General features: G+C 62.6%; 32 protein-coding genes, 1 tRNA gene and 1 pseudogene. 5 read left to right on the top strand and 29 right to left on the bottom strand.

Annotation, left to right across the window (positions count from 1 at the left end; genetic code table 11):
- Nucleotides 1–95 precede the first annotated feature (95 nt).
- Nucleotides 96–581, top strand: a complete 486-nt coding sequence (locus ACFQL3_RS03385; protein ID WP_377051396.1) for a metal-dependent hydrolase — start codon at nucleotides 96–98, stop codon at nucleotides 579–581.
- Nucleotides 582–654: 73 nt separating this feature from the next.
- A complete protein-coding gene (locus tag ACFQL3_RS03380) occupies nucleotides 655–1,176 on the top strand; it encodes a DedA family protein (protein ID WP_377051394.1) in 522 nt (173 codons plus the stop codon).
- A gap of 39 nt (nucleotides 1,177–1,215) precedes the next feature.
- On the opposite strand, the gene ACFQL3_RS03375 is transcribed toward ACFQL3_RS03380, so the two are convergent.
- From ACFQL3_RS03375 to ACFQL3_RS03250, 26 genes and pseudogenes are all read right to left on the bottom strand, one after another.
- On the bottom strand, nucleotides 1,216–2,613 hold the full coding sequence (locus ACFQL3_RS03375) for an aryl-sulfate sulfotransferase (RefSeq protein ID WP_377051392.1): 1,398 nt from the start codon (nucleotides 2,611–2,613) through the stop codon (nucleotides 1,216–1,218).
- 196 nt (nucleotides 2,614–2,809) lie between these two features.
- On the bottom strand, nucleotides 2,810–4,267 hold the full coding sequence (secY, locus tag ACFQL3_RS03370) for a preprotein translocase subunit SecY (RefSeq protein ID WP_377051390.1): 1,458 nt from the start codon (nucleotides 4,265–4,267) through the stop codon (nucleotides 2,810–2,812).
- A 3-nt stretch (nucleotides 4,268–4,270) separates the two neighbouring features.
- Entirely contained in the window at nucleotides 4,271–4,768 is a 498-nt protein-coding gene (locus ACFQL3_RS03365; RefSeq protein WP_377051388.1) for an uL15m family ribosomal protein, read from the bottom strand.
- A gap of 4 nt (nucleotides 4,769–4,772) precedes the next feature.
- Nucleotides 4,773–5,240: a 50S ribosomal protein L30 gene (gene rpmD / locus ACFQL3_RS03360; protein ID WP_377051386.1), complete on the bottom strand. Its 468-nt coding sequence runs from the start codon at nucleotides 5,238–5,240 to the stop codon at nucleotides 4,773–4,775.
- On the bottom strand, nucleotides 5,237–5,884 hold the full coding sequence (locus tag ACFQL3_RS03355; RefSeq protein ID WP_377051384.1) for a 30S ribosomal protein S5: 648 nt from the start codon (nucleotides 5,882–5,884) through the stop codon (nucleotides 5,237–5,239). The genes rpmD and ACFQL3_RS03355 overlap by 4 nt, the downstream gene beginning before the upstream one ends.
- On the bottom strand, nucleotides 5,881–6,432 hold the full coding sequence (locus ACFQL3_RS03350) for a 50S ribosomal protein L18 (RefSeq protein WP_377051382.1): 552 nt from the start codon (nucleotides 6,430–6,432) through the stop codon (nucleotides 5,881–5,883). The genes ACFQL3_RS03355 and ACFQL3_RS03350 overlap by 4 nt, the downstream gene beginning before the upstream one ends.
- Nucleotides 6,432–6,902 carry a 50S ribosomal protein L19e gene (locus ACFQL3_RS03345; RefSeq protein WP_377051380.1) on the bottom strand — a complete coding sequence of 157 codons (471 nt, stop codon included), beginning with the start codon at nucleotides 6,900–6,902 and terminating at the stop codon, nucleotides 6,432–6,434. Before ACFQL3_RS03345 ends, ACFQL3_RS03350 begins: the two co-directional genes overlap by 1 nt.
- A complete protein-coding gene (locus tag ACFQL3_RS03340; RefSeq protein WP_377051377.1) occupies nucleotides 6,899–7,603 on the bottom strand; it encodes a 50S ribosomal protein L32e in 705 nt (234 codons plus the stop codon). Before ACFQL3_RS03340 ends, ACFQL3_RS03345 begins: the two co-directional genes overlap by 4 nt.
- A gap of 3 nt (nucleotides 7,604–7,606) precedes the next feature.
- Entirely contained in the window at nucleotides 7,607–8,143 is a 537-nt protein-coding gene (locus ACFQL3_RS03335; RefSeq protein ID WP_377051375.1) for a 50S ribosomal protein L6, read from the bottom strand.
- Nucleotides 8,143–8,535, bottom strand: a complete 393-nt coding sequence (locus ACFQL3_RS03330) for a 30S ribosomal protein S8 (protein ID WP_377051373.1) — start codon at nucleotides 8,533–8,535, stop codon at nucleotides 8,143–8,145. Before ACFQL3_RS03330 ends, ACFQL3_RS03335 begins: the two co-directional genes overlap by 1 nt.
- Nucleotide 8,536: 1 nt before the next feature.
- Nucleotides 8,537–8,713, bottom strand: a complete 177-nt coding sequence (locus ACFQL3_RS03325) for a 30S ribosomal protein S14 (RefSeq protein WP_377051371.1) — start codon at nucleotides 8,711–8,713, stop codon at nucleotides 8,537–8,539.
- Nucleotides 8,710–9,234, bottom strand: a complete 525-nt coding sequence (locus ACFQL3_RS03320) for a 50S ribosomal protein L5 (protein ID WP_377051369.1) — start codon at nucleotides 9,232–9,234, stop codon at nucleotides 8,710–8,712. The genes ACFQL3_RS03325 and ACFQL3_RS03320 overlap by 4 nt, the downstream gene beginning before the upstream one ends.
- A complete protein-coding gene (locus tag ACFQL3_RS03315) occupies nucleotides 9,227–9,973 on the bottom strand; it encodes a 30S ribosomal protein S4e (RefSeq protein ID WP_377051367.1) in 747 nt (248 codons plus the stop codon). Before ACFQL3_RS03315 ends, ACFQL3_RS03320 begins: the two co-directional genes overlap by 8 nt.
- The gene (gene rplX, locus ACFQL3_RS03310) at nucleotides 9,970–10,326 is read right to left on the bottom strand and encodes a 50S ribosomal protein L24 (RefSeq protein WP_377051365.1); all 357 of its coding nucleotides are present in this window, start codon (nucleotides 10,324–10,326) and stop codon (nucleotides 9,970–9,972) included. The genes ACFQL3_RS03315 and rplX overlap by 4 nt, the downstream gene beginning before the upstream one ends.
- Before the next feature lies 1 nt (nucleotide 10,327).
- Nucleotides 10,328–10,726 carry a 50S ribosomal protein L14 gene (locus ACFQL3_RS03305; RefSeq protein ID WP_377051363.1) on the bottom strand — a complete coding sequence of 133 codons (399 nt, stop codon included), beginning with the start codon at nucleotides 10,724–10,726 and terminating at the stop codon, nucleotides 10,328–10,330.
- A gap of 20 nt (nucleotides 10,727–10,746) precedes the next feature.
- Nucleotides 10,747–11,094, bottom strand: a pseudogene (locus ACFQL3_RS03300) (30S ribosomal protein S17); the annotation flags it as partial.
- Entirely contained in the window at nucleotides 11,079–11,561 is a 483-nt protein-coding gene (locus ACFQL3_RS03295) for a ribonuclease P protein component 1 (RefSeq protein ID WP_377051361.1), read from the bottom strand. The gene ACFQL3_RS03295 and the pseudogene ACFQL3_RS03300, both read right to left, overlap by 16 nt.
- A 3-nt stretch (nucleotides 11,562–11,564) precedes the next feature.
- Nucleotides 11,565–11,780, bottom strand: a complete 216-nt coding sequence (gene rpmC, locus ACFQL3_RS03290) for a 50S ribosomal protein L29 (protein WP_377051359.1) — start codon at nucleotides 11,778–11,780, stop codon at nucleotides 11,565–11,567.
- Nucleotides 11,780–12,685, bottom strand: a complete 906-nt coding sequence (locus tag ACFQL3_RS03285) for a 30S ribosomal protein S3 (protein ID WP_377051357.1) — start codon at nucleotides 12,683–12,685, stop codon at nucleotides 11,780–11,782. Before ACFQL3_RS03285 ends, rpmC begins: the two co-directional genes overlap by 1 nt.
- Nucleotides 12,685–13,158: a 50S ribosomal protein L22 gene (locus ACFQL3_RS03280; RefSeq protein ID WP_377051355.1), complete on the bottom strand. Its 474-nt coding sequence runs from the start codon at nucleotides 13,156–13,158 to the stop codon at nucleotides 12,685–12,687. Before ACFQL3_RS03280 ends, ACFQL3_RS03285 begins: the two co-directional genes overlap by 1 nt.
- Before the next feature lie 3 nt (nucleotides 13,159–13,161).
- Nucleotides 13,162–13,587, bottom strand: coding sequence for a 30S ribosomal protein S19 (locus tag ACFQL3_RS03275; protein WP_377051353.1), 426 nt, complete (start codon nucleotides 13,585–13,587; stop codon nucleotides 13,162–13,164).
- Nucleotides 13,587–14,309 (bottom strand): 50S ribosomal protein L2, encoded by a 723-nt coding sequence (locus tag ACFQL3_RS03270; protein WP_377051351.1) that lies wholly within the window; start codon nucleotides 14,307–14,309, stop codon nucleotides 13,587–13,589. Before ACFQL3_RS03270 ends, ACFQL3_RS03275 begins: the two co-directional genes overlap by 1 nt.
- A gap of 2 nt (nucleotides 14,310–14,311) precedes the next feature.
- Nucleotides 14,312–14,575, bottom strand: a complete 264-nt coding sequence (locus ACFQL3_RS03265) for a 50S ribosomal protein L23 (RefSeq protein WP_377051349.1) — start codon at nucleotides 14,573–14,575, stop codon at nucleotides 14,312–14,314.
- Nucleotides 14,572–15,324: a 50S ribosomal protein L4 gene (rpl4p, locus tag ACFQL3_RS03260; RefSeq protein ID WP_377051347.1), complete on the bottom strand. Its 753-nt coding sequence runs from the start codon at nucleotides 15,322–15,324 to the stop codon at nucleotides 14,572–14,574. Before rpl4p ends, ACFQL3_RS03265 begins: the two co-directional genes overlap by 4 nt.
- 3 nt (nucleotides 15,325–15,327) lie before the next feature.
- A complete protein-coding gene (locus ACFQL3_RS03255) occupies nucleotides 15,328–16,341 on the bottom strand; it encodes a 50S ribosomal protein L3 (RefSeq protein WP_377051345.1) in 1,014 nt (337 codons plus the stop codon).
- Nucleotides 16,342–16,347: 6 nt separating this feature from the next.
- Complete coding sequence (locus ACFQL3_RS03250) at nucleotides 16,348–17,244, bottom strand: putative RNA uridine N3 methyltransferase (RefSeq protein WP_377051343.1); 897 nt, start codon at nucleotides 17,242–17,244, stop codon at nucleotides 16,348–16,350.
- 239 nt (nucleotides 17,245–17,483) lie between these two features.
- Here ACFQL3_RS03250 and ACFQL3_RS03245 point away from each other — a divergent pair, with 239 nt between their 5' ends.
- The 3 genes from ACFQL3_RS03245 to ACFQL3_RS03235 all read left to right on the top strand — a co-directional run bounded on the left by ACFQL3_RS03245 (nucleotide 17,484) and on the right by ACFQL3_RS03235 (nucleotide 20,346).
- Nucleotides 17,484–17,894, top strand: coding sequence for a YccF domain-containing protein (locus ACFQL3_RS03245; RefSeq protein WP_377051341.1), 411 nt, complete (start codon nucleotides 17,484–17,486; stop codon nucleotides 17,892–17,894).
- Between the two features lie 140 nt (nucleotides 17,895–18,034).
- Nucleotides 18,035–18,105 (top strand) — tRNA-Gly (locus tag ACFQL3_RS03240).
- Nucleotides 18,106–18,492: 387 nt separating this feature from the next.
- A complete protein-coding gene (locus tag ACFQL3_RS03235; RefSeq protein ID WP_417587602.1) occupies nucleotides 18,493–20,346 on the top strand; it encodes an SLC13 family permease in 1,854 nt (617 codons plus the stop codon).
- Between the two features lie 144 nt (nucleotides 20,347–20,490).
- Here ACFQL3_RS03235 and ACFQL3_RS03230 read toward each other — a convergent pair whose 3' ends face one another.
- From ACFQL3_RS03230 to ACFQL3_RS03220, 3 genes are all read right to left on the bottom strand, one after another.
- Nucleotides 20,491–20,754, bottom strand: coding sequence for a hypothetical protein (locus tag ACFQL3_RS03230; RefSeq protein ID WP_377051337.1), 264 nt, complete (start codon nucleotides 20,752–20,754; stop codon nucleotides 20,491–20,493).
- A gap of 109 nt (nucleotides 20,755–20,863) precedes the next feature.
- On the bottom strand, nucleotides 20,864–21,853 hold the full coding sequence (locus ACFQL3_RS03225) for a metal ABC transporter permease (protein ID WP_377051335.1): 990 nt from the start codon (nucleotides 21,851–21,853) through the stop codon (nucleotides 20,864–20,866).
- The gene (locus ACFQL3_RS03220; protein ID WP_377051333.1) at nucleotides 21,850–22,593 is read right to left on the bottom strand and encodes a metal ABC transporter ATP-binding protein; all 744 of its coding nucleotides are present in this window, start codon (nucleotides 22,591–22,593) and stop codon (nucleotides 21,850–21,852) included. The genes ACFQL3_RS03225 and ACFQL3_RS03220 overlap by 4 nt, the downstream gene beginning before the upstream one ends.
- Nucleotides 22,594–22,597 lie beyond the last annotated feature (4 nt).

Raw genomic sequence — 22,597 nt, 5'->3', positions numbered from 1 at the left:
CGATGCGTACGTTCGGGGTAAGATGAACTTACTACCTGGACTGACCGAACGGTTCATGCGCGTCCGAAACGGAGGCCCGAATACGCGATTGAATCATGTATCGGGGAGGCCACATCGGCCTCAACGCGGCGCTGTACGCGCTCGTCGTGCCGACGGTGAGCCGACACTGGTCGCTCGAAGTGGCGCTTTTCGGGGCCGCACTCACGGTCGGCCTGGCGAACATCCCTGACCTCGATCAGCCGCTTCCGCGGCTTCGGCATCGCGGAGGGACTCACACGATCTGGTTCGCTCTGCTCGTCGGGGCCCTTACCGGTATCGTGATGACGGCTCTCGTCGGTGGAGCGCTCGCGTCGGTACTGGGCTTCGCCATCGGGGCCAGCAGCATCCTCGCCCACCTCGCTGGTGACGTAGTGACGCCGATGGGACTCCGTCCGCTCGCACCGCTCTCGCGGCGACACGTTACACTCGACTGGTTCAAGTCGAAGAACAGGCGAGTCAATCGAACGGTTTTGTTCGTCGGTGTTGTACTGTTGCTCACATCGCTTGCCCTGACGAGTTACCAGCTCTCGGGGGTGTTGTAGTCGTGCATCGGCACGGAGCGATCCACGTGAGGAACCGAAAACGAGTATGTCAGTACCGGTTTGCCAACTGCCAATGATCCCATTGCAACTGGGTCACGCTCCGACGTGGCTAGAGTCGCTCTTGACGTCTGATCTCGCGCTCGCCGTGTTGTTAGGGATCTGCATCCTCGAAGGGACGATGTTGCTCCGGTTCATGCCGAGCGAACTCATTGCCCCGACGGCACTCGCGCTGGTCGGCACGTCTATCGCCGATATCACCGTGATACTAACGATCACCGTCGTCGGGACGACTATCGGACAGACGATCCTGTTTTTCCTCATCCGCCATGCAGGACGGGAGTATCTCCTACAAAAACGCTGGTTCCCGCTCACTGGCGCTCGACTCGATCGGTTCGACAGCTGGTTCGATCGGTGGGGGCCACTCGCCGTCGCGGGAAGCAATACACTGCTGTTCGTCCGGGGGGTGCTCACAGTTCCTGCCGGACTGTCGGATATGCAACTGCGATCGTTTGTCACCCTGTCGGCGATCGGAACGCTGTCGTATCAGTCGATCCTCACCGGACTTTATCTGCTGGGTAGCGACATGGTGATGTGAGCGCATGGAGATCGCCGGGAGGCAGGCGAGAGGTTCGGGCTACCGGTCACGCCGAGTGATGGGATGGCGAAACCGGATGCCGGCATCGCGCAGTCGCCACCTGATCTCCAGACCGAGCCACGTCATCCCGATAAGGAGGCCGACGCCGATGGCGGTGAACTCCATCGAACCGACCCAGATCGGTGTCGCAAACAGGAGACCGTTGTAGACCCGATGTGGGAGGAGTTCCTGAACGATGTTGTCGAGAAATCCAAACGGATCGACACCCCCGCCGCTTTCGGCGGCATCGGCGTCGACGGTTCGTGATTCGAGTCCGAGTTCGGCCGCGCTCTGTCCCCCCTCGCTTTCCGCGCCGCTTTCGAGTCGCTCAGCCTCGTAGGGAAGCGTCGATCCGACCGACCAGACGATCTCGCCCGACTGGTCGACCTCGAAGACGCGGTTGCCGTGCGAATCGGAGATCAACGTGTGTCCATTGGGTAGCCGGTCGGCATCACGCGGCCACTGGATCCGGTCGTCCGCCCACTGCCAGGTTCGCGTCCACTCGTCTCCCTCGCGCTGGAACTCCTGGACCCGGCCGTTCTCGGAGTCGGCAACGAGAACTGCGGGTCCGCCCTGTGACTCGGGAATGTAATCGGGGTTGTGCTGTTCGTACTGGATGTCGTAGTTGTCCTCCTCGCCGAGCGTCCACTCCTCGACGAGTCCCTCGTCGGGGTCGAGGAAGACGACCTGATCCTGATTCCGAAGGCTGGCCATGATTCGGCCCTCGTTTTCACCCTCCTCGATATACTCGACGTCGTTGATGTGGGCCCAGTCTTCCGGATACGGTCCGCCCCGTTCGACGGGGAACTCGCTCTGTGCATCCCAGAGCCACTCGACGACCTCCGTCTCGGTGTTCACGATGAAGACCTGATCCGCGACGATGTCGGCAATGACGACGCGGGTGTCGTCGATCCGTGCCGAATCGTGCCACTCGCCAGCGGTCTCCTTGTAATCGTAGCGCTCGTAGATCACGTCGACCTCACCGGTCTCGACGTCGACACGCTCCAGTACGTTCCGGGCACACGGCGGGTCGCTACAGGTCGGCCCCTCGCTGTGAATCGTGTCGGTCGCCGTGTATTCGACAGTCATCGGGTCGCCTTCGACCGGGTCGGCATCGAAATACTTCGTCCGTGAGTTGTTGTAGTACGCGACCTCACCGTCGGGTGCGTAGACGGTGATCGTTCCGGCCCGGCCCGACTCGGTGATAACGGTGTAATCGTCCGTCTCCGGTGCGGTCGGTACGGCGGTCTCCGAGCCCGTCGAGAGGTCAGTCGAGACCGCCGCGGCGGCGACGACCCCGACAGAGAGCACCAGTAGGACGGAAAAGAGGATCCGGAGTCGGTTTCGTGTGAGTCCCGAGCGGAGGCGGTTCGTCGCCCGGCGCACGCGGTCGATCACGGGTAGTCCACCCTCAGGTATGGGACGAGGCTCTGTGGGACCATTGGGTTTTGCTTCCGGAGGATATCTATTAGTCCTTTGTGTCGGCACGGGGTACTCGCTGCCGGCCGACTCCGTTCGTCGTGCGTACGCACTGCTGATCGTCCGTGGCTCTCGGCGGTATTCCGCGCAAGAAATGGTGTTGCGGACTGCTCGCTTACTTCCCGAACATGTTCCGCATCATCGGGTGCATCTCCATGAGTTGCTCCTCGGCGATCTCCTCGTACAGTTTGTACGTGATAGAGACCGTCAGCAGCAGCCCCGTTCCGGTGACTTCACCGATGGTGCCGAGCATGTTCGCGCCGACCGCAAGGATTCCGACGAGTGCACCGCCGATAACGGTCACTTGCGGGATGTACCGCTCCATGACCTTCTCGACGACGCCCACGTTCTGGCGGAACCCGGGGATCTGCATCCCGGAGTTCTGGATCTGTTTCGCGGTCGATTCCGGGCCCATGTCCGTGGTTTCGACCCAGAAGATCGCGAAGATCGCCCCGCCGACGATCATCACGAACAGGTCGACGCCCACGCGGATCATGATGTTTGCGGGAGCCTGTGCGACGGCCTCCGTCCACCACATCCAGTCTTCCGGGCTGTAGATGGGGGCGACGTAGTAGAAGAACCCCTGTACGGGCTGTCCGTTAGCGTCGTAGACCCCGAGCCACGCCGGCATACTCGCCGTCCGGTCGATGATCCGTCCGACGAACTGCAGGTTCGCCTGCAGCGCCCGAACGAGGATCATCGGCAGGACGCTGGCGTAGATGAGCTTCACGGGGAAGCGTCCACGCGCGCCCTTGACGCGACTGTGACTCAGCGGGATCTCGACCCGAACGCTCTCTGCGTACACGACGATCCCAAAGATCAGCAGTGTCGTGAGCAGCGCGAGGATCTGTCCCTGACCGAAGATCAGGAAGTTGAGACCGTCGCCGCCGATCAGCGAACCGGTCGGCCCCTCACGGCCGAGCGCGATGTTGATCCACGTCGGAATGAAGCCGCCTGAACCGGGGCTGAGGAACCCGGCGACGAGCTTCTGGCTGACGCCTGCAATAATGAACAGGCCAACACCGCTACCGACGCCCCACTTGGAGACGATCTCGTCCATGTATAGGATGAGGATGCCGCCGAGGACGATCTGCGCGAACAGCAGTGCGCGCACACCTTCCAGCGGGACCCCGATCGCGTTAGCGACTTCCGGACTGGCCTGAAGGAACCCTGCCCAGACGAGCGGGATCGCCATCAGCACCGTCATCACGACGACCAGCAGTTTCTGGAGCCCCTGATAGAGCACCTGATCCCGCGGGTCGTCCGTATCCAGTCCGAGCAGATTCGCGCCGCCGAGTAGCTGCAAGACGATACTCGCAGTGACGATCGGGGCGATCCCGACCTGCATCAGGGTGCCCTGCTGGACAGCGAGAATGGATCCGAACTGGCCGAACGCGTCGGCTCCTTCTCCTCCCCGAGGAAGACCCCACAGCACGATGTTCGTCAGGAAGAAGTACAGCATCAGTACTCCGCCGGACCACAGTAGCTTTCGCTTGAACGGCACGTGGCTAGTCGGTCTGCGGACTGTCGGCATCCGCGTTAGGACCGGTTCAGCAGCCTCCTTCCATCCCATGTCTTATTCCCCGTCTTCGTCAGTCTGGGATACGTCTTGTGGTTCGTCCTCGTCTTCCTCTCCGCGTTCCGAGAGGACTGCGTCGCCACCCTCCTCCTCGATGAGCGCGCGAGCGCTCGCGGAGAAGGCGTCAGCAACGATTTCGAGCTGATTCCGAACCTGTCCGCCTCCCAGTACCTTGACCGCGTCGACTTCGTAGCCGTCCTCGACGATATCGCGGACGTCGATACGGTAGCCGCCGTCGACTTCCTCGGCGACGTCGTCGGCCACGAACAGCGTGGCGTCCTCGTCGAGCTTCTGGACGTCGATCGTCAGGATCTCGTCCTGCGTCGATTCCGGCGGTGTGAAGCCGTGCTTGCCGAGCGGTTCGTAGTTGTGGAACTCGTGTTTGTCACGCCCGGCTGCGCCCCGGCCGCCGCGGTGGCCGGCTCCGCGTCGGTTCTTGTGAGAACCGCCGCTGTGGGTACGCGAGCCGCGCTGACGTCGTTTCTTACTAGTCATTGTTCTATCGCATTGCGGTGAGGAGTGCGTCGAGCTCCTCGCTGTCGTGTTTTCCGAGCTGGCCGCCCTCTTTGGTCGGGTGCTTGATGCCCTCGTGACCACCGCGTGGGGGGTGCAGACGGAGGACCGGTGAGAGGCCCTCGTCTCGCAGCTTCGTCTCCTCGTCCAGTAGCGCCTCGGTGAGTGCCGTCACGTCGTCGTAGTCGGTGTTGTCCGCCACCCACTCGTCGTCGATGTCCGCGCTGCCTTCGAGGGGCTCGGCGCGGAGACGGATTAGCTCCTCGACGACGTCGTGGCTCGGCTCGCCGTGTGCGACGTGGTCGTGGACCTTCGTGATCATGCCGCGGTAGGTGTCGGTCTCGGGAACGAGCGTACAGTGGTTGACGCCGTGGAGATTCAGCATCTCCATGGTGTCTCGCACGTCGCCGTTCATGTTGACCTCACCGCGGAGTTGGATGATCGCTTGCGTCATTCGACTACCTCACGCTGTTCTCGGGTGTACTCCGGCACGCGCGACTCGGCTGCGTTACGCAGTGCGTTGTAGGTCGCTTTCGCGAAGTTCACCGTCGTCCGGGTGTTGCCGTGGCTCTTCGTCCAGGCGTCCTCCACACCGGCGAGCTCCAGGACCTTCCGCGGCGTCTCCGCTGCGGCGAGGCCGAGCCCTTTCGGTGCGGGCTTGACTTCGACTTTCACGCTGCCTGCCTTGCCAGTTGCCTTGCGGGCGAGCGAGTGGTTCCCACCGGCGCGGTCCTCCCAGGAGCCGCTGCCGCGGGGCACGTCGATGATGTTCAGTTTGGCGATGTCGATCGCCTTCTGGATCGCTGCACCGACCTGGTCGTCGCGCCCTTCGGCGTAGCCGACGTAGCCGTCGCGGTTACCGATTGCGACGACACAGCGGAACTTGACTCGGCGACCCGAGTCAGTCATCCGCTGCACCATGTTGATGTCGAGTACTTCGTCTTCCAGCCCCGGGAGGAGCTGGTCGACGACTTCGGCCTCCTTCAGCGGGAGTCCGGAGTTGAGGGCGTCTTCCATCGTGTCGATGTCGCCCTCCTGTACCTTTCGACCGAGCCGGGTTACCGGCTCCCAGCCGCCATTGTAGTTGTTTCCGCTCATTGTTCGAGGATCTCCTCTCGCACCGTATCGAAGTGCTCGGGTAGGTCTGTGGCGTCGAACTCGCCGCTGTACAGCGGCTCGTCGAGCTGTTCGGCGTACTCGGCGATATGCTCGCCGCGGTCACGCTCCCAGTCCGGAAGGACGCTGTCGTTGTGCGGGATTTCGATGCCCGCGTCGATCGCTCCTTCCTGCACTGCGAATACTTTACTCTCTTCTGTCGCCGTATTAAGGCCGATGTCGAGCACCGCTTGCTCGGTGTCGTTCGCAAGCGCGCGTTGGCCAGCGAGCAGTCCAGTCAAGTACGCCGCAGGGAGGTTGCCCGTTGGGGCTTCCCAGCCGTACTCGGCCAGATCGCTGGAGTGTGCGCTCGCAATCGTCTCGTCGCCGTCAGTACCCGGAACGATCAGCTGCGCCGTCACGTGTTTGTTGCTCTTTCGAGCGACCAGACGTGGTTTGCCGGATTTGAGTAGGCGCAACCTCTGATGGTAATCGGTCCGAACTTCACGGCGGCGCCGCATCGGCACCTTGTATCGTGGTCCAGTTGCCATTACTGATCACCTTCGGCGTCGACGTCGACGCCGTAGTTGTTTTCGATGTAGTTCACCAGTCGCGCTACGTCGCGGAACTCGCCACCGCGGGACTTGTTGTACAGCTCCCGGTACTGACCGGGGTCGATGGTCCCGTCGTCGCGGAGATCGCGGAGCAGCTGTCGCTGGGCTCGAACCTTCGCCGCCCACTCGTCTTTCTGGTTCTCTCGAGCACCGGCTTTCCCTTTTCGCTTGCCCGGGCCCTTCTGGTGGCCGTAGGCGCGCTTGTCCGCGCGTTCGCGAGCGCGGCCGCGGGAGTTGCCTTTCTTCTCTTTTGCCGTGATGGTGCCCTGTTCGACGAGTTCGCGGATGTCGTCGCGCGTAATCGCGTCGACGAGTTCGTCCTGGGCCTCGGGGTCGAACCAGACGCGGTTCTGTCCGACGTCGAGGACGTCCGCTGCGAGCCGTTTCTGTGCTTTCAGGTCCGTCATTGCTCGACCTCCACTTCGACGTAGGTGGGGTTCAGGACGCGAACGCCCTGTTCCTCTGCAAGGTCTTCGATACGCTCGCGCTTGCGAGCGCCGACCGTCGAGGCGATACGGACTGCCTCGTGGTCACCGTCGACGCCTTCGAGGCCGTCCGCGTTGTGGATGCGGACTTCCTCGAAACCGCTCGGATGCTTTCCGCGAACGGCTTCCGGCGAGCGGTAGCCCGCCTCGACCGATGCGCCCTTGCCCTTGATGCCGCGGCGCTGCTTCGAGAGTGCGCCGCGTGGCTCGCGCCAGGATTCGGGAATCCGCTTTTTCTTGTGGTAGTCCTGCGACTTGAACGCGGGCTTGCTCGCCGACCGTCGCTCGGCGATCAGGCGCGCTTCTTCGTCGCTGAGGTCGGGCGTCTTGTCGGCCAGCCCGCGGGGCTGGAGCTCCGTCTCGACGTCCTCCTCGACTTCTTCTTCGGCCTCTTCGTCTTCGATTTCGGCCTCCGCTTCGGCCTCCTCGTCGACTTCGAGGTCGCCAACGTCAGCTTTGATACGCGCAGCGAGCGCGTTACCGATCCCGTCGACTTCCGACAGGTCGTCCTGACTGGCGCCTTTGACGTCCTCGATGGACGTGATACCGAATTCGCGCAGCGCTTCGGCTTTACTCGCGCCGACACCGCTGATGTCTTCGAGTTCTTCGAGTTCGTCTGCCATCTATCAGGCACCTCCTTTGCTGGGCTTCTGGGTGATGTAGACGCCGTCCTGGAAGACGCGAACGTCCTTCCCCGAAACCCGGGTTAGCTGTTCGATATCGGCAGCTGTCTGACCCACGGCCTCCTTGTCGGGGCCGCTGATCGTCACGAGTTCTTCGTCGACGTCGACCTCGGTGTCCCCGTGAATCGACGTTCGTCGGGGCGCTTTCTCGCCGAGGAAGTTCTCGATGACGACGTCGCCGTCTTCGACCCGAACCTGCATCGGGAAGTGAGAGTAGAAGACCTCCATGTTGTACTCCCAGCCGTCCTGCACGCCGTGAACCATGTTCTCGACGTGGCTTTCAAACGTGCCAACCGTCGAGAGCGTGTTCGCGTCCTCGGCGTCAGTCTCGATGACGACTTCGTCGTCTGCTACCTCGACGGTCACGTCGGGGTACCAGAGGCGTCGTGTGACGCTGCCGTTCGGTCCTTCGATTGTCAGTTCGAGGTGGTCGACCTCTGCGCTGACTTCGTCCGGTAGTTCGATTGCTACTCTCGTCATTAGTACACGTACGCGATGACCTGACCACCGATGCCCTGATCGCGGGCCTCGTAGTGGCTCATGATGCCGTGACTGGTCGTAACAACGAGCGTCCCGTAGTCCCGAGCGGGGAGGAACCGCTTCTCCCACTTCTCGAACTCGTCAGCGCCCGCCGCATAGCGGGGCTTGACGGGGCCACACTCGTTGATGGCACCTTTTAATTCGACCTCGAACTGTCCGGATCGGCCGTCGTCGACGAACTCGAAGCCGTCGACGTACCCGCGGTCGTAGAAGACCTCGAGCACCTGACCGATCTCGTTCGAGGCGGGCGATACCTCGTGGGTAAGATGACCCACACTCTCGGCGTTACTGATCCCCGAGAGGGCGTTACTGAGCGGATCGTTTGCCGTCATATTATCGGTACTTCCTGAATCCCATATCTCGGGCAATCTCTCGGAAGCACTGTCGGCACAGCCAGATGTTGTACTTCCCGACGAGACCTTGCTTGCGGCCACAGCGCTGGCACTCCTCTAGCTGGCCGGTGCGCTTCGTGGCGTGCTCGCCCGTCTGCTCGTTGTCACTTTCGCTCATTGTTCTACCTCCACGTCGAAGGTCGACCCGACGAACGCGACTGCATCGTCGGGGTCGAGTCGGTGGTTCGAGGGGATCGACCGGGTCGCCTTCTTTCGCTGGGCGACGCGGTAGCCGGGACGCACGAGATTGACCGTGACGTCAAGTCCGAAGATCCCGATGCTCGGATCGTACTCCTGGCTCGGGAAGTCGGTGTGTTCTTCGATCCCGAAACTGAAGTTCCCGGTATCGTCGAACTGCGTCGCCGAGATATCGGCGAGCGGCAGCGCGGTCTCCAGGAACTCGTGGGCATCGTCGGCGCGAAGGGTGACCTTCGTACCGATCGGATCGCCCTGGCGGATCCCGAACTCGGGTTTGGTCGCTTTGGCCTGCGTCCGGACGCTCTGGTGTCCGGTGACCGTTTCGAGGATCTCCTCGGCGTTGGCGAGTTCGCGGCCACCCTGCCCGACGCCCATGTGGACGACGACCTTCTCGACCTGTGGCTCGCGCATCTCGTGGAAGTCGGCTTCGGCTTCACTCATCGTCGTCCACCTCTTCGTCAGCCGATTCGTCTTCCAGTCCGCCCTCAACGAAGTTCTCGTCGATGACGACGACGTACTCTTCGATCGTCTCGAAGGCGTCGCTTCCGGCGACGCCCTCGACGACGACGCGGTTGTCGCCGCTGCCGGGCGTCACTTCGATCGATTCGACCTCGCCGATGTCGCCGGCGTGCTGTCCGCTGACAGCGGTCACGAGTGCACCTTCCACGTACGGGAAGTGTGCGACGATCTCGTCAGTCTCGTTGTCGACGACCAGCGAGTCGTCCCCGCTGTAGTCGCTCGCGTCCTCGACGAGCACGTTCTGCCCGTCGTGGAGGTTGATCTGCGTCTCGCCGCCAGCGACCTGGCGCTTGCCGACGATCTTGCCGAGCTTGCTGCCCGCGGCGTCGGCGTCGATCCCGGTGAGTGCGAGGCGGCCTCCCTCGTCGGGGAAGACGCGGTAGTACTCTTCGCGCTCGGAGAACTCGAGGATGTCGAACATCCCGACGGGACGGCGGTAATCGCGTATCTCGTCGCCGTTGATGCGGACGTTCCCTGATTCGAGCGCGTACCGTACCTCCTTCTTGGAGTCGGCGTAGCCGAGCACGTCGCGGAGCAGGACGACGAGCGGAACGCCCGCGTCGCCGTGCGGTCCGTCGTCGGCCTTGACCGTGAACTTCTCCGTCTTGCGTTCGACCGGCCAGGAGTTCGGTGCAGATAGTCGTTTCTGGTGGTTCGTCATTGGGTATCACCCTGGAGACGCTCCTCGCGACGGTCGTCGGAGAGGTCGAGGTCGATGACCCGCAGGTTGCTGGCGTCCAGCGGCCGCGGAACCTCTTCGCCGTCAGCGGTTTCGACCGTGACGTCCTCGACGTGTACGACGGAATCTTTGAGGTCGACGTGAACGACTTCGCCTTCTTCGCCAGCGAAATCGCCTCGCATGACCTCGACGGTGTCGCCCGCGTTGACGCGGACGCGTCGGGTGTCGTACTCCTCGCGGAGCTCCGAAGAGAGCGTCGTATGCACGAACTTGTGCTGTTCGTGCAGGGAGGCGTTCTCCGTTTCCTTTCGTTGTTTGCGTGGTTGTCGTGACATGCTATACAATCATCGTAGCCGTGCTTGCGATACTTCCGAACCGCTCTGCGACTTCCCGCGCGATGGGACCCTTGATCTCGGTCCCGCGCGGTTCTTCGTTCTCGTCGATGACGACGGCCGCGTTGTCCTCGAACTTGAGGCGCGTACCGTCGGGGCGGCGGATGGGCTTTCGCTGGCGGATGATTACCGCTTCGATGACCTGGCGACGCATTTCGGGCGTCCCCTTGGTAACCGAGACGGTGATCTTGTCGCCGATGCCGGCTTTCGGGTGACGGTTCTTCGTCCCCGAGTAGCCGGCAACGCTGATGACTCTGAGTTCACGCGCGCCAGTGTTGTCGGCACACGTGATCAGGGATCCTTTCTCCAGGCCCTGGGTCACGTCAGCTTTCATCGCTTCCATCGTTACTGCCCCCCCGTCGTCGCGGCTGCCTCGACGGCAACCTGCTCGACGACGACGTGACTTTTCGTCTTCGAAAGCGGTCGTGTCTCTGCGATCTTGACCGTGTCGCCGACATTGAGTCCCTCCAGCACGCCCGGCACGTGTGCCGGGATGCGGGAGCGTCGCTTCATCAGTCGGTCGTACTTCGGAACGTTCACGTCGTACTCTCGTTCGACGATCACGGTCTTCTCCATATCCGTCGAGACGACTTCGCCTTCGAGGACCTGCCCTCGAACAGCGAGATCGCCATAGAACGGACACTTCTCGTAATCGTATGTGGCCGGGTCGTCCGGCTCTGGTGGTTGTTCTACGTCTAATCCAATTGCCATGGTGATGTACCTCGTGTTTCGGTGCGTTCTGCGGGTCGTGAGAGCAATCGTGAGCCATCCACCGTAACGTAGGTCACGCCCTCGCCGGAGGGGCCGTCGGCGTCGGTTTCCCGACCGTCTTCCGACGGAGTCGCCGTCGACTCGGCCTCCAGTTTGGACGCAATCCCCGCTCCCTTCTCGGGTGCGGCGGCTTCATCTGTGTCTGCTTCGAGCACGAACTCGAATATCGATCCCTGCTTCGGCACCTGCCGCACCCGAGACTCGTCTGCTGCGATATCGCTGTCGGCGGCGTTGCCGCCTTCATTCAGTTGTTCCTGCGGAACAACGCTCTCTATGTGCAGCGTATTTGCAGTCTCAACCACGATACGCCCGGCTATCCCGATCAGATCGGGGTTCGGGGCATCGACGACCCGTACGTACAGGCCGTTGAGTTCGTGTCGTGGGAGTGTCTCGGGTGTCAGTGGCATCGTTTATTCTTCGTCTTCGAAGTCGCCTTCTTCTGCCTGAATCGTCTTGATTCGGGCAATGGTCCGGCGAAGTTCGCTGATGCGGCCCGGATCGTCCGGAGCGCCACCAGCGGCCTGGACTGCTTTCGCGTTCAGCAGTTCGGTCTTGAGTTCGTCGAGTTCGGCCTCACGCTCGGCCGGCGTCATGTCGCGGATCTCTTCGACGTGAAGGATCGCCATCAGGCATCACCCTCCTCGTCGTCGATCTCCTCTTCCATCTCGTCGACGAGTTCGTCCGCTTCCTCCTCGACTTCCTCTTCGAGGTCGTCGAGTTCCTCGGCGATCTCTTCGTCGCCCTCGGGAACGTCGACCTCCTCGAACTCCTCGTCGGGTTCGTCGGTCTCGATGACTTCCTCGACGACTTCGTCGTCGGCTTCGGCCTCGGTGGCCTCGTCTTCGAGCTCGTCGAGCTCTTCGTCTTCAGGCTCTTCGAGCAGTTCTTCGACGCCCTCGTCGGTCTCGACCTCGGCGGCGAGTTCGGAGACGTCGGCGTCTTCCTCGATACGGAAGTCGTCCGGAAGCTCGGCTCCCGGCGGGATGATCTTGACGTCAACGCCGATCGTGCCGAGCTTCATCACTGCGACGCCCTGGCCGTGATCGACGATAGTCTCTGCCGGCTCACCGTTGTGCTTGATGTAGCCGTCGTTGAACTTCTCGACGCGCGACCGAGCGCCGGTTACCTTCCCGGAGAGGACGATCTCGGCACCCAGCGCGCCGGCGTCCATGATGCGTTCGAGCGTGGTGTGGCCCGCTTTGCGGAAGTACCAGCCACGTTCGAGTGCGTTGGCGAGTCGGTCGGCCACGATTCGTGCGTTCAGGTCGGGTTCTTCGACCTCCTGAACGTCGATCTGGGGGTCCTCGAGGTTGAACTGCTCTTCGAGGGCCGTCGTGATCTTCCGGATGTTCTCTCCGCCCTTCCCGATAACCATACCGGGCTTTTCGGCTTTGAGGACGATCTGTGTGCCCATCGGCGTTTTGGCGACGTCCATGCCGCCGTAGCCGGCTCGACCGAGTTCGTCCGCGAAGAACTCGTCGATCTGGGACATCTGCATGCCGTCTTCGATGAACTCGTGTTCGTCAGCCATTATTCGTCACCTTCCTCCTCGGGTTCGGCGAGGACGAGTTCGACGTCGACTTCCATCGTGTTCCAGGCGCTCGCGCGACCCATCGCGCGGGGTTTGCGGCCCTGGACTTCGCCGACCTTGTGGGCGGCGACGTGCTCGATGCGCATCGATTCGGCGTCGAATCCCTGTTGTTCTGCGTTGTTCATGCCGTTCTGCAGCAGATCGATGAACGCTTTGCTGGCCTTCTCGGGGAATCGTCCGGCGTCCCAGCCGTCGATTCCCGAGCGGTGACCAACGCCGCTGTTGTGCTGTCTGAACGGAACGGGCTGTTCCTCGTCGATAACCGCTTCGAGGTACTCCACCGCTTCGGTGGTCGTCTTGCCCTTGATTTCTCGGGCAATCGCCCTGCTGTGCTTGTGGCTCATGTGACGCTCCCGAAGCATCGCTTTCGCGGTGGTCTCCGGATCGACGTCGACGCTGTAGTTGATTCCCATGGGTTATTTGAGCGGTACGAACTTCGACGAGCGGGTTGCTCCGATCCCGGCCTGTCCGTGTTCGACCGACGTTCGGGTCAACTGGAACTCGCCGAGGTAGTGCCCGATCATCTCGGGTTCGACCTCGACGCGCTCGAAGCCCTGACCGTTGTGGACAGCGAAGGTCAGACCGACGAACTCGGGCAGCACTGGCATGTCGCGCAGGTGCGTCCGGATCGGATCGTTCGTGGACTCCTCTTCGCTCGTCTCGCGGGCTCGTTCGAGCAGTTTCTCGTGCTGGACGCCGAGACCGCGTGTGATAGTTCGCCGCTGTCGTGCGGGGAGCAGTTCCGCGACCTCGTCCATGTCCATCTCCTGCAACTCGTCGAGCGTGTGGCCACGGTAGGTGAACTCGCCTTCGCGGCCGGTTCTGTATTCTGATCCACTCATTATTCTTTTCCACCTCGTCCGGTTCGGCTGGACGCGATGTCACCGACCTTCCGTCCCGGCGGGGTGTCCCGCGAGACGGACTTCGGTTTGCCGGGGTGCTGGCGGCCACCGCCACCGAAGGGGTGGTCGACCGCGTTCATGGCGACGCCACGGACGCGGGGGTACTTCGTGCCCCGGGCTTTCATCTTGTGATACTTGTTGCCGGCCTTGACGAACGGCTTCTCCGTTCGTCCGCCACCGGCGACGACCCCGATGGTCGCGCGGCATTCGGGATCGAGTCGCTTGACCTCGCCGCTCGGCAGCTGCACGACAGCCGCATCGCGGTCGTGCGTGATGAGGTCGGCGCTGACGCCCGAGGATCGGGCGAACTTGCCACCGTCGCCGGGGCTGGACTCGACGTTACAGACGGGGACACCCTCCGGAATCTCGGCGAGCGGAAGGGTGTTACCCGGCTGGATCTCCGCGGTGATACCTACCTGGATTCGGTCACCGACTGTGACGCCCTCCGGGGTGAGGATCATCCGCTGATCGCCGTCCTCGAACTCGACGACCGCGACCGGCGCGCTGCGGGCCGGGTCGTGTTCGATATCGACGACGGAGCCGGAGACGAGATCGGTCTCTTCCGGCGTCTTGTGCTGTTTGTCGGACTTGTACCGGTGCGATGGGGCTCGGAACGTGGAGCCACCGCGACCGCGTCGTTGTCCCTGAATTCGTCGTCCCATGTTCAGAACACCCCGATTCTCGATGCGACTTCATCGGCTGCGTCGTCGGGACCCAGCTCGACGGTCGCTTTCTTGGTTCCGTCCATGGTGATCTGTGTGTTCACATTGACGACTTCGACATCGAAGCGCTCGGAGACCGCGTCTGCGATATCCGGCTTCGCCGAATCGATGTCGACGATGAACTGGAGCTTGTTCTCGAAGTCCATGTCGTTCATCGCCTTCTCGGTAACGAGGGGATGAACGATGACGTCTCGGTCCTGGCTCATCGGTCAGCCACCTCTTCGATGGCGCTCTCGGTAAACACCGTCAGTCGTCCTCCGTTCGCGCCCGGCGCGAGGTCTTCCGTATTGACCTCGGTCGCCGTTGCGACGTCCGCGCCGGCGATGTTGCGGGCCGCTCGGGACGGGCCAGCCTCGCTCGACGTGACGAAGAGGAGTGATCGCGGTGTCGTGTATTTCCGTCCGCGGGTCGTTCCTCGACCAGCGCGGACCGATCGGTTCTCGTCGGCGCGTTCGACGTCCTCGTGCACGTCAAGGGCTTCGAGAAGGGCAACGACCTCCTGGGTCTTCTCCAGGTCCTCGAACTCGTCGTCGACGACGAGCGGGAGTTCGAGATCCTCGTCGAACTCGTGACCGCGCTCGGCGACTGCGTCCACGTCCGCCGTTGCGGCGATCGCGGCGCGGGTCGCGAGCTTTCGCTCCTTGTCGTTGATGTCGAGGCCCTGCTCCTTCTCGGCCTTCGGGGGGTGTGCACGGCGGCCGCTGACGGCCTGGGGGACGCGTCGGGCAGTACCGTTCTCGCGTGGCACGTGTGCCATACCGCGACCGCTACCCTGGGACTCCGCAGGTGTGCGGAGACCGGCGAACTCGTCCGCGCCGTAGTCCTGTTTCCGGTTTGCCTGAGCGGCGAGCACTGCGCGCTCGATCAGATCCGTCCGGATCGGCGTCTCGAAGACGTCCGGAAGGTCGATCGTGCCCGCGTCCTCACCGTCGAGGTCACGTACTGTAGCCTGCATAGATTATCCTTGATTCGATTCCGTTGATACGTAGCGCACCTCGGGATCGAGGCGCGGTTGGTCGTTCGGTCGCACTGCCGGGCGGAACCGAAGGACGCGCTGCTGAGGACCCGGAAGGGACCCTTTGACGAGCGCGTACGAGCCGTCGATCTCGCCGTAGTTGACGAAGCCACCCGCGGGGGTGACGTCGTCGTCGCCGAGATCGAGGAGGCGCTTGTTCAGCTCCGTCCGCTGGTGGTAGCCGGTCTGACCCTGCTGTGGAACCGTCGAGCGAACTCGGGACGGGTTCCACGGGCCGAGATTACCGATCCGGCGCCGCCAGCCCTGGCGTGCGTGCTTTCCTTTTCGTTTCTGAACGCCCCATCGCTTGACGGGGCCCTGCGTTCCTTTCCCTTTCGTCACACCGGCGACGTCCATGTACTCGCCGGGTCGGAAGATCTGGTCTGCGGTGTGTTCGCCACCGTTTTCCAGAATATCCAGTCCGTATGCGAGACGGTCTTCGACGGAACCGCCGCCGATTCGTGTCTCCATGACGTCCGGTTTCTTCTTCGGAACGCTCTTGACGTCGCTCGGGACCGTGTGCGTGATCATCCGCAGGTCGGCGATTCGACCGTCGGCAACGGCATCACGGATCTGACCCTCTGCGCCTTCGGGGTCGTGGTCCTGGGGGATGTCAAGTGTGCGATCGAGTTCCTCATGGAACTCGGTGGCCCAAACTTCGGTCAGCGGTTTCTGACCGTAGGGCGTGTCCTCGTACGCTCGCAGGGCAACCGCCCGCATGGGCGGCGTCTCCACGATGGTGACCGGAACCGTCTCCTCCATTCCCTCGGTGGGCGAGTCGGCTTCGTCGTTGATCATCACCACGTGGGTCATGCCAGCCTTGTAGCCGGCAAAACCCTGAAGCGTCGGCTGTCCGTCGTCACTCGGCCACGAGTTGAAACGTGGGACCTCGCTGGTCGCACGCTTCCGTGGGCCGAATCCCAACGAGCCTTTGCGTGGTCTGCTTGGTTGTGGCATTGTGTTTCACTCTGGGAGTGTTAGGCAGGCAAGCGATGCGACGATTGCTTCTTCAGTTCGCACCACCTTGCTGCCCTGGTTCGGAACCGTATTTAGCCAGAGGTCGAACCGGCTGGGTGCGCCCGGTTCGACGTTGATGTGCGACGAGTCGCCCTCGTCGCTTTCTCCGTCCTCTCGTTGCCCCGCTGGGGCAACGCGCTCGACGGTGACCCCGTCGAGCATCGCCGGAAGCCCTCTCTCGGGCGCACCGAACGCGACGGTCATCCCGTCCCGTTCGATGCGTCCGGCCAGTGAGCCGAGTCGAGACGTCGTCAGGTTCTCGCCGAACCTCGACGTCGCAACCCGGACACCGGCATCCTCACGGCCGAGCGCTTCCGAAAGGTCCATGCGATGGATCGAGAGCACCGAAATGGGCTCGTCGACCAGTTTCGCACGGACCGGCTCTCGCGAAGAGATCCTGACTGTTACGCGCTCTCCCTCGTCGACCTCCATTTTCGGAGGGACGACAAGCGAGATCGGGTGTTGCAAGCCGCAATTGACCCGTACGCGCCCGTCAGGTCCGACCTCGGTCACGATTCCCTGTCTTGTCGACCCCGAATCGTCAGATTCGGAGCCGGTCTGCGACGGTGCGCGGAGCGGCGGCAGGACGCCCGCGTACTCTAGTTCGCTCCGCGTCCCCCACGCCTCCTTTCGGAGGTATGGCGGTGTCGCGGCGTACCGCAGCACGGTTTCGACGAACCCGCCGCCCCACCTGCGTTCGCCCTCCCCATCGGGGAAGACGACCAGGCGATCCGCCCGGAATACCGTTGCCGCGCGAGCAACGTAACCGATCTTACGCGTTGCCTCGCGTTTGTCTTCGGCTTCCCGGACGAGGGACGACGGCACGAGTATACTGACTGTCATGCCGTGACGCTTCGACGCCTCGCCACTAGACTGTGCCGATGTTTTCCTGTCCGACCCTAAAAGGGTGCCGGATCGGATTCGGCAGTGAGAGCCGTTCACATCCGTATTGTGAGGGGTTACCGTGGTTTTGAGTGCGGAATCCTTGCCTATGAGTGTCACGGGTCGGTGACACGTCGACGACTCTTCGCATACGCACACCTGAAAGAGTTATTTGATGGCACCTGCTTTCCATCTACACGATGTCGTCCAATACTTCGGGGTCCGAGCCCTCACTCGTGATCCGTGCCCTCTGGTTCGTGTTCGTCGGCTGGTGGCTCACTGGCCTCTGGCTCTCTATCGCCTGGCTACTGAACCTCACCATCATCGGAATCCCGCTGGGGATCAAGATGATCAACGTCGTCCCGAAGGTGCTCTCGCTGAAATCACCCCAGCGAGATCTCGTGACCGATCCCGAGGGGAACCTGGTCGAATCGGACAGAGAGCAGTACAACCTGCTCGTCCGTGGCGTCTGGTTCGTCTTCGTCGGCTGGTGGGCCAGCGCCCTCTGGACCGGGATCGCCTACCTGCTGACGCTGACGATAGTCGGCATCCCTATCGCGGTGATCATGTACAACAAACTGCCCTTCGTCGTCTCGCTGTATCGGTACTGAGGTAATAACGCGGTTTCTTTTGTTTCGGGCCCGGATGCGGCGTCGGTCGTGGTTCCGTACCGTGGTTCTGGTTCCCGAAGCCGCTCGCTTTCGCAACTCTTATACAACAGTCTCTCGTTATCTGTGAATGCAGACAGGGCGCGTCGGTAGTGTAGTGGTATCACGTGACCTTGCCATGGTCACAACCGGGGTTCAAATCCCCGCCGACGCACTTCTCCGATTTTTACTTGACAAGCGGTGCGTTTCATCGCGCCGCGATTCGTAAAATCGGTGTATGCGTAATCGGGGATTTGAGCAGACGAGAGGAGTGAAGCGAGTTCAAATCCCGGTCGGCTACTGCCGACCGACGTTCAGATCGTTTCGCTCAGTGAACTCCCCGCCGACGCACTCCTTTCGAAGCAATACCCGCGAGTGCGTGCGGTATCGGGAGCCACGAACAGCAGGTGGGACGAACGGTTGAGAGGATACGCTCCCATAATTAGCGGAGTATACTGGTGACTAACCGCAGAGGAGAGGGAATGTTTTTGCGTGCGCCACCTACATGCCCGATATGGGCGTCAGCGCACTCTCGGTCCTAGCTGTTTCCGGTGGCGTCGCTATCCCTGCGGTGGCCCCACCGCCACTGTCGGTGGACATGCTGGTCGTCTTCGGGATCATCGCACTCGCGCTCGTTCTCTTCGTCTGGGAACCGGTTCCGATCGATGTCACGGCGATCGGGGTGATGGTCGCGCTGATCGTCCTCGAACCGTGGACCGGCGTCGACCTCGCGCAGGGGCTGTCGGGCTTTTCCAGCAGCGCGACGATCGCCGTTCTCGGGATGTTCGTCCTCAGCGAGGGGATTCGCCGGACCGGGTTGATCAGCGTCATCGGCAGAGAGATCGCCGATAGATACGGTAACAGCTCGTTCAAACAGCTGGTTGCAGTCCTCGGACTATCGGGCGGGACGGCCGGGTTCATCAACAACACGCCGGTCGTGGCCGTGATGATTCCGATGGTCTCCGAACTGTCCGACCGGACTGGCGTCTCGCCCTCGAAACTGCTGATGCCGATCTCCTTTGCCGCGATGATGGGTGGGATGTTGACGCTGGTGGGAACGTCGACGAACTTGCTGGCGAGCGATATCTACGACAGCATGGGCGCGGAGTACGAGGCGTTCTCGATGTTCGAGTTCACGACACTGGGGGTGATCGTGCTGATCGTCGGTTGCGTCTATCTGTTAACTGTGGGGGTGCGCCTGACGCCCGAACGCGTGCTGGTCTCCGAGGAACTCACCGAGGACTTCGAGATGGCAGAGTACCTGACCGAAGTCGTCGTCGAGGAGGACTCGCAGTTTATCGGTCAGACCGTCGACGAGTGTCTACGGGCGGTCGACGTCGATGCCGATATCGTCCAGTTCATCCGCAACAAGCAGGCGTTTACCGAGCCGCTGGCACACAAGGAGATCAGAAGTGGCGACGTGCTCGTTCTGCGGACCGACAGGGAGAGCCTCGTCTCATTGATCGAGACCCAGGGGCTGGGGCTTGCCCCGGATGCCGACGTCGCGGTAGACGACGAGACCCTCGCCGTGGAGGGCGAGGAGCGAGAGGAGGTCGAGTCCCAGCAGCTCGCGGAGGTAGTGATCACGCCCGATTCGTCGCTGATCGGCGAAACCTTCGAGACGCTGAACTTCCGACAGCGGTACAACGCCACTGTGCTCGCGATCCGACGTGGCGGGCAGATGATCCACGCCCGGATGGACGAGCGGCACCTCCGTGGCGGCGACACCCTGCTGGTACAGGCGAGCGCCGACACGTTCCAGCAGTTCGCCAACGATCGCAACTTCGTGGTCGCAGGGGAGTTCTACGTTCCCGAGTACCGCAGATCGAAGCTACCGATCGCGCTGGGGATCGTCGCGCTCGTCGTCGGACTCGCCGGTGCGGGACTGGCACCAATCGCCGTCTCGGCGCTTGGCGGCGTCGTAGCGATGGTGGCGACGGGCTGTCTGCGCCCGTCGGAAATGTACGACGCCGTCGACTGGAACGTCATCTTCCTGCTGGCGGGGCTCATCCCGCTCGGGATCGCGATGGAAGCGACCGGCGGTGCCGCGTTCCTCGCAGGCCACGTCGTCGGGATCGCTGGCGGCCTCGACCTACTGCTCCTGCTCGGCGTCCTGTATCTCCTGACCGCCGTGCTCACGAACGTCGTCAGCAACAACGCCTCAGTCGTGTTGATGATCCCCGTCGCCGTCGACATCGCGGTCGCAGTCGGCGCGAATCCGTTCGCGTTCGCGCTTGCGGTGACGTTCGCCGCATCGACGGCGTTCATGACGCCGGTTGGCTACCAGACGAACCTGATGGTGTACGGCCCCGGCGGCTATCGCTTTACCGACTTCATGCGCGTGGGCGGCCCGCTCCAGTTGCTGTTGACCGTCGTCACCGTCCTCGGAATCAACGCCATCTGGGGCGTCGCGTGACTGTCACCGCACCGCGGCCATCAGACGCCATGCGGCCAGACGCCGATCCGTCGTTTGCCGAACAGACGCCGGCCTCTCGGGCCTAGATCCCTTTGCTGATCGAGCGTTTCGTGGAGTTGGTGGTCGCGACCTGTGCGTATGGCGTCACTCCGTGCTGAACCGAATCGCACGGGAGATGACGTACATCAGAACGATACCGGAGCCGATTGCGAGAACGAACTGACTCGCCAGAACGAACAGCAGTCCGATCCCACCCTGACCGCCTAGCAGTATCGCCACCAGGAACGGGACGAGCGCAATCGCGACGAAGAACCCGATGAGTTTGGCGAGCAGTATCGATTCGGTGATGATCTGCGTCGTATCTAGCTCGCTTGTCTGCGGGTCGACGAACGGGGTGGAGGGGGCCATATTACCTGATTTTGATAGTTCTAACGTATAACTATTGCTGAAAGTCGGCAAAACGGCGGATCCGCACGGGTTCGTGTCCGCTCCGGGCGATCACGGTTCGGCGTGAGACTCAGTCTGCGGACTGCTCGTCGACGACTGCACCCGTTTCCGTGACGGGATCCTCGCTGGATTGGACTTTCCCGAACAGGACGGCGGCGATGTAGATAGCGACGGCGACGAGCACGATAGTCCCGCCGGCAGTCGTCGCGTACTGGAACGAGAGCGTGATTCCGAGGATGACCGCGAGTTCGGCCAGGATGACCGACGCGAGCAGCGCCTCGCGGAAGCTGCGGGCGATCTGTGCCGCACCGGCGACCGGGACGACGAGCATCGCGGCGACGAGGATGACGCCCATGATCTGCATCGCGCCGACGACGACCATCGCGGTGAGCATCGACATGACACGGTTGTACCAGGGAACGTTGATGCCCGCGACGCGGGCGGCCGTCTCGTCGAAAGTGACGTAGAGGAGCTGTTTGTAGGTGACACCGACGACGAGCGCGATGACGGCAAACAAAGTCAGCAGGAGGACGGCGTTCTCGTTCGTCACCGTCGAGAGGTTCCCGAAGAGATACTGGTTGATACCGACGGCAAGCCCGCCCGCGTTGAGGCTGATCAGCACCGCCCCCAGCGCGAACCCGGTCGAGAGGACGATAGCCATCGAGACATCGTTGTATGCGTCGGTCACCTCGGAGATCAGTTCGATGGCGAGCGCGGCGAGCATCGCGATGACGACCGCCGAGAGATAGGGGGAGATCCCAGTCCCGAAGACTGAGTTGACGAACAGCCCGACAGCGACGCCCGCGAAGGCGGTGTGGGCAAGCGCGTCGCCGATCAGCGCAAGCTGGCGGTGGACGAGAAAGGTCCCGATCAGGGGGGCCATCACTGCGATGAGGATGCCGACGAGAAACGCGCGGTGCATGAAGCCGTACCGGAGCATCTCGATGCCGAACTGCTCTCCGAGAACCGACAGCAGGTCGCTCCAGCGTTCGAGGACCCAGAGCAAGGCGTCGTATGGGACTCCGAAGACCCCGACCGACGGCGAGGACGCGACACTCACGCGACCGTCACCTCCTTGTCACGACGGATGTTGGTACCGTAGGCACGGTCCAGCGCGTCGCTCTCGGCGAACTCGACGGGAGGGCCGTCGAAGTAGAGTTCGCGGTTGAGACAGAGGACGCGCTCCGTGTGCTCGAGGACGGCCCCGATATCGTGTTCGACGAGCAGAATCGTCATGCCCTCGTCGTTGAGTTCGCCCAGAAGCTCGAAGAACTCCTCGACGGACTCGGCGTCGACGCCGACAGTCGGCTCGTCGAGGACGAGCAACTCGGCCTCCCCGGCGAGCGCACGGGCGATGTAGGCGCGCTGGCGCTGGCCGCCGGAGAGTTTCGTGATGCGTCGGTCCGCGAGGTGTTCGATGTCGACCGTCCGGAGTGCCTCCTGGGCTCTCTCGCGGTCGGCCGAGGTGATGCGTCCAAAGCCGGCGTGTGGGAACCGCCCCATGAGAACGACCTCGGCGACGGTAATCGGCATCTCCTTGGTGTTCTCGGTGACGTCCTGTGCGACGTAGCCGATCCGCTCGCGGTCGGCGAAGGCCTCTGCCGGGTGATCGAGTAGCTCGATACTGCCGGCATCCGGCTCGTGCAGGCCCAGAATCAGCTGCAAAAGCGTGCTCTTTCCGGAGCCGTTTGGGCCGACGATACCGACGTATTCGCCGGAGTCGACGCCGAACGAAATGTTCTCGACGACCGGTGCGGCTGTGTATCCGAAGGAAACGTCATCGACGTAGATGTCTGTCATTGGT

Origin of the sequence: Natronoarchaeum sp. GCM10025321, from assembly GCF_042663585.1 — an archaeon.
In the GTDB taxonomy this organism is placed as follows: Archaea; Halobacteriota; Halobacteria; order Halobacteriales; family Natronoarchaeaceae; genus Natranaeroarchaeum.
Note: the sequence above shows the minus strand (reverse complement) of the source record. Positions and strands in the feature narration are given on the sequence as shown.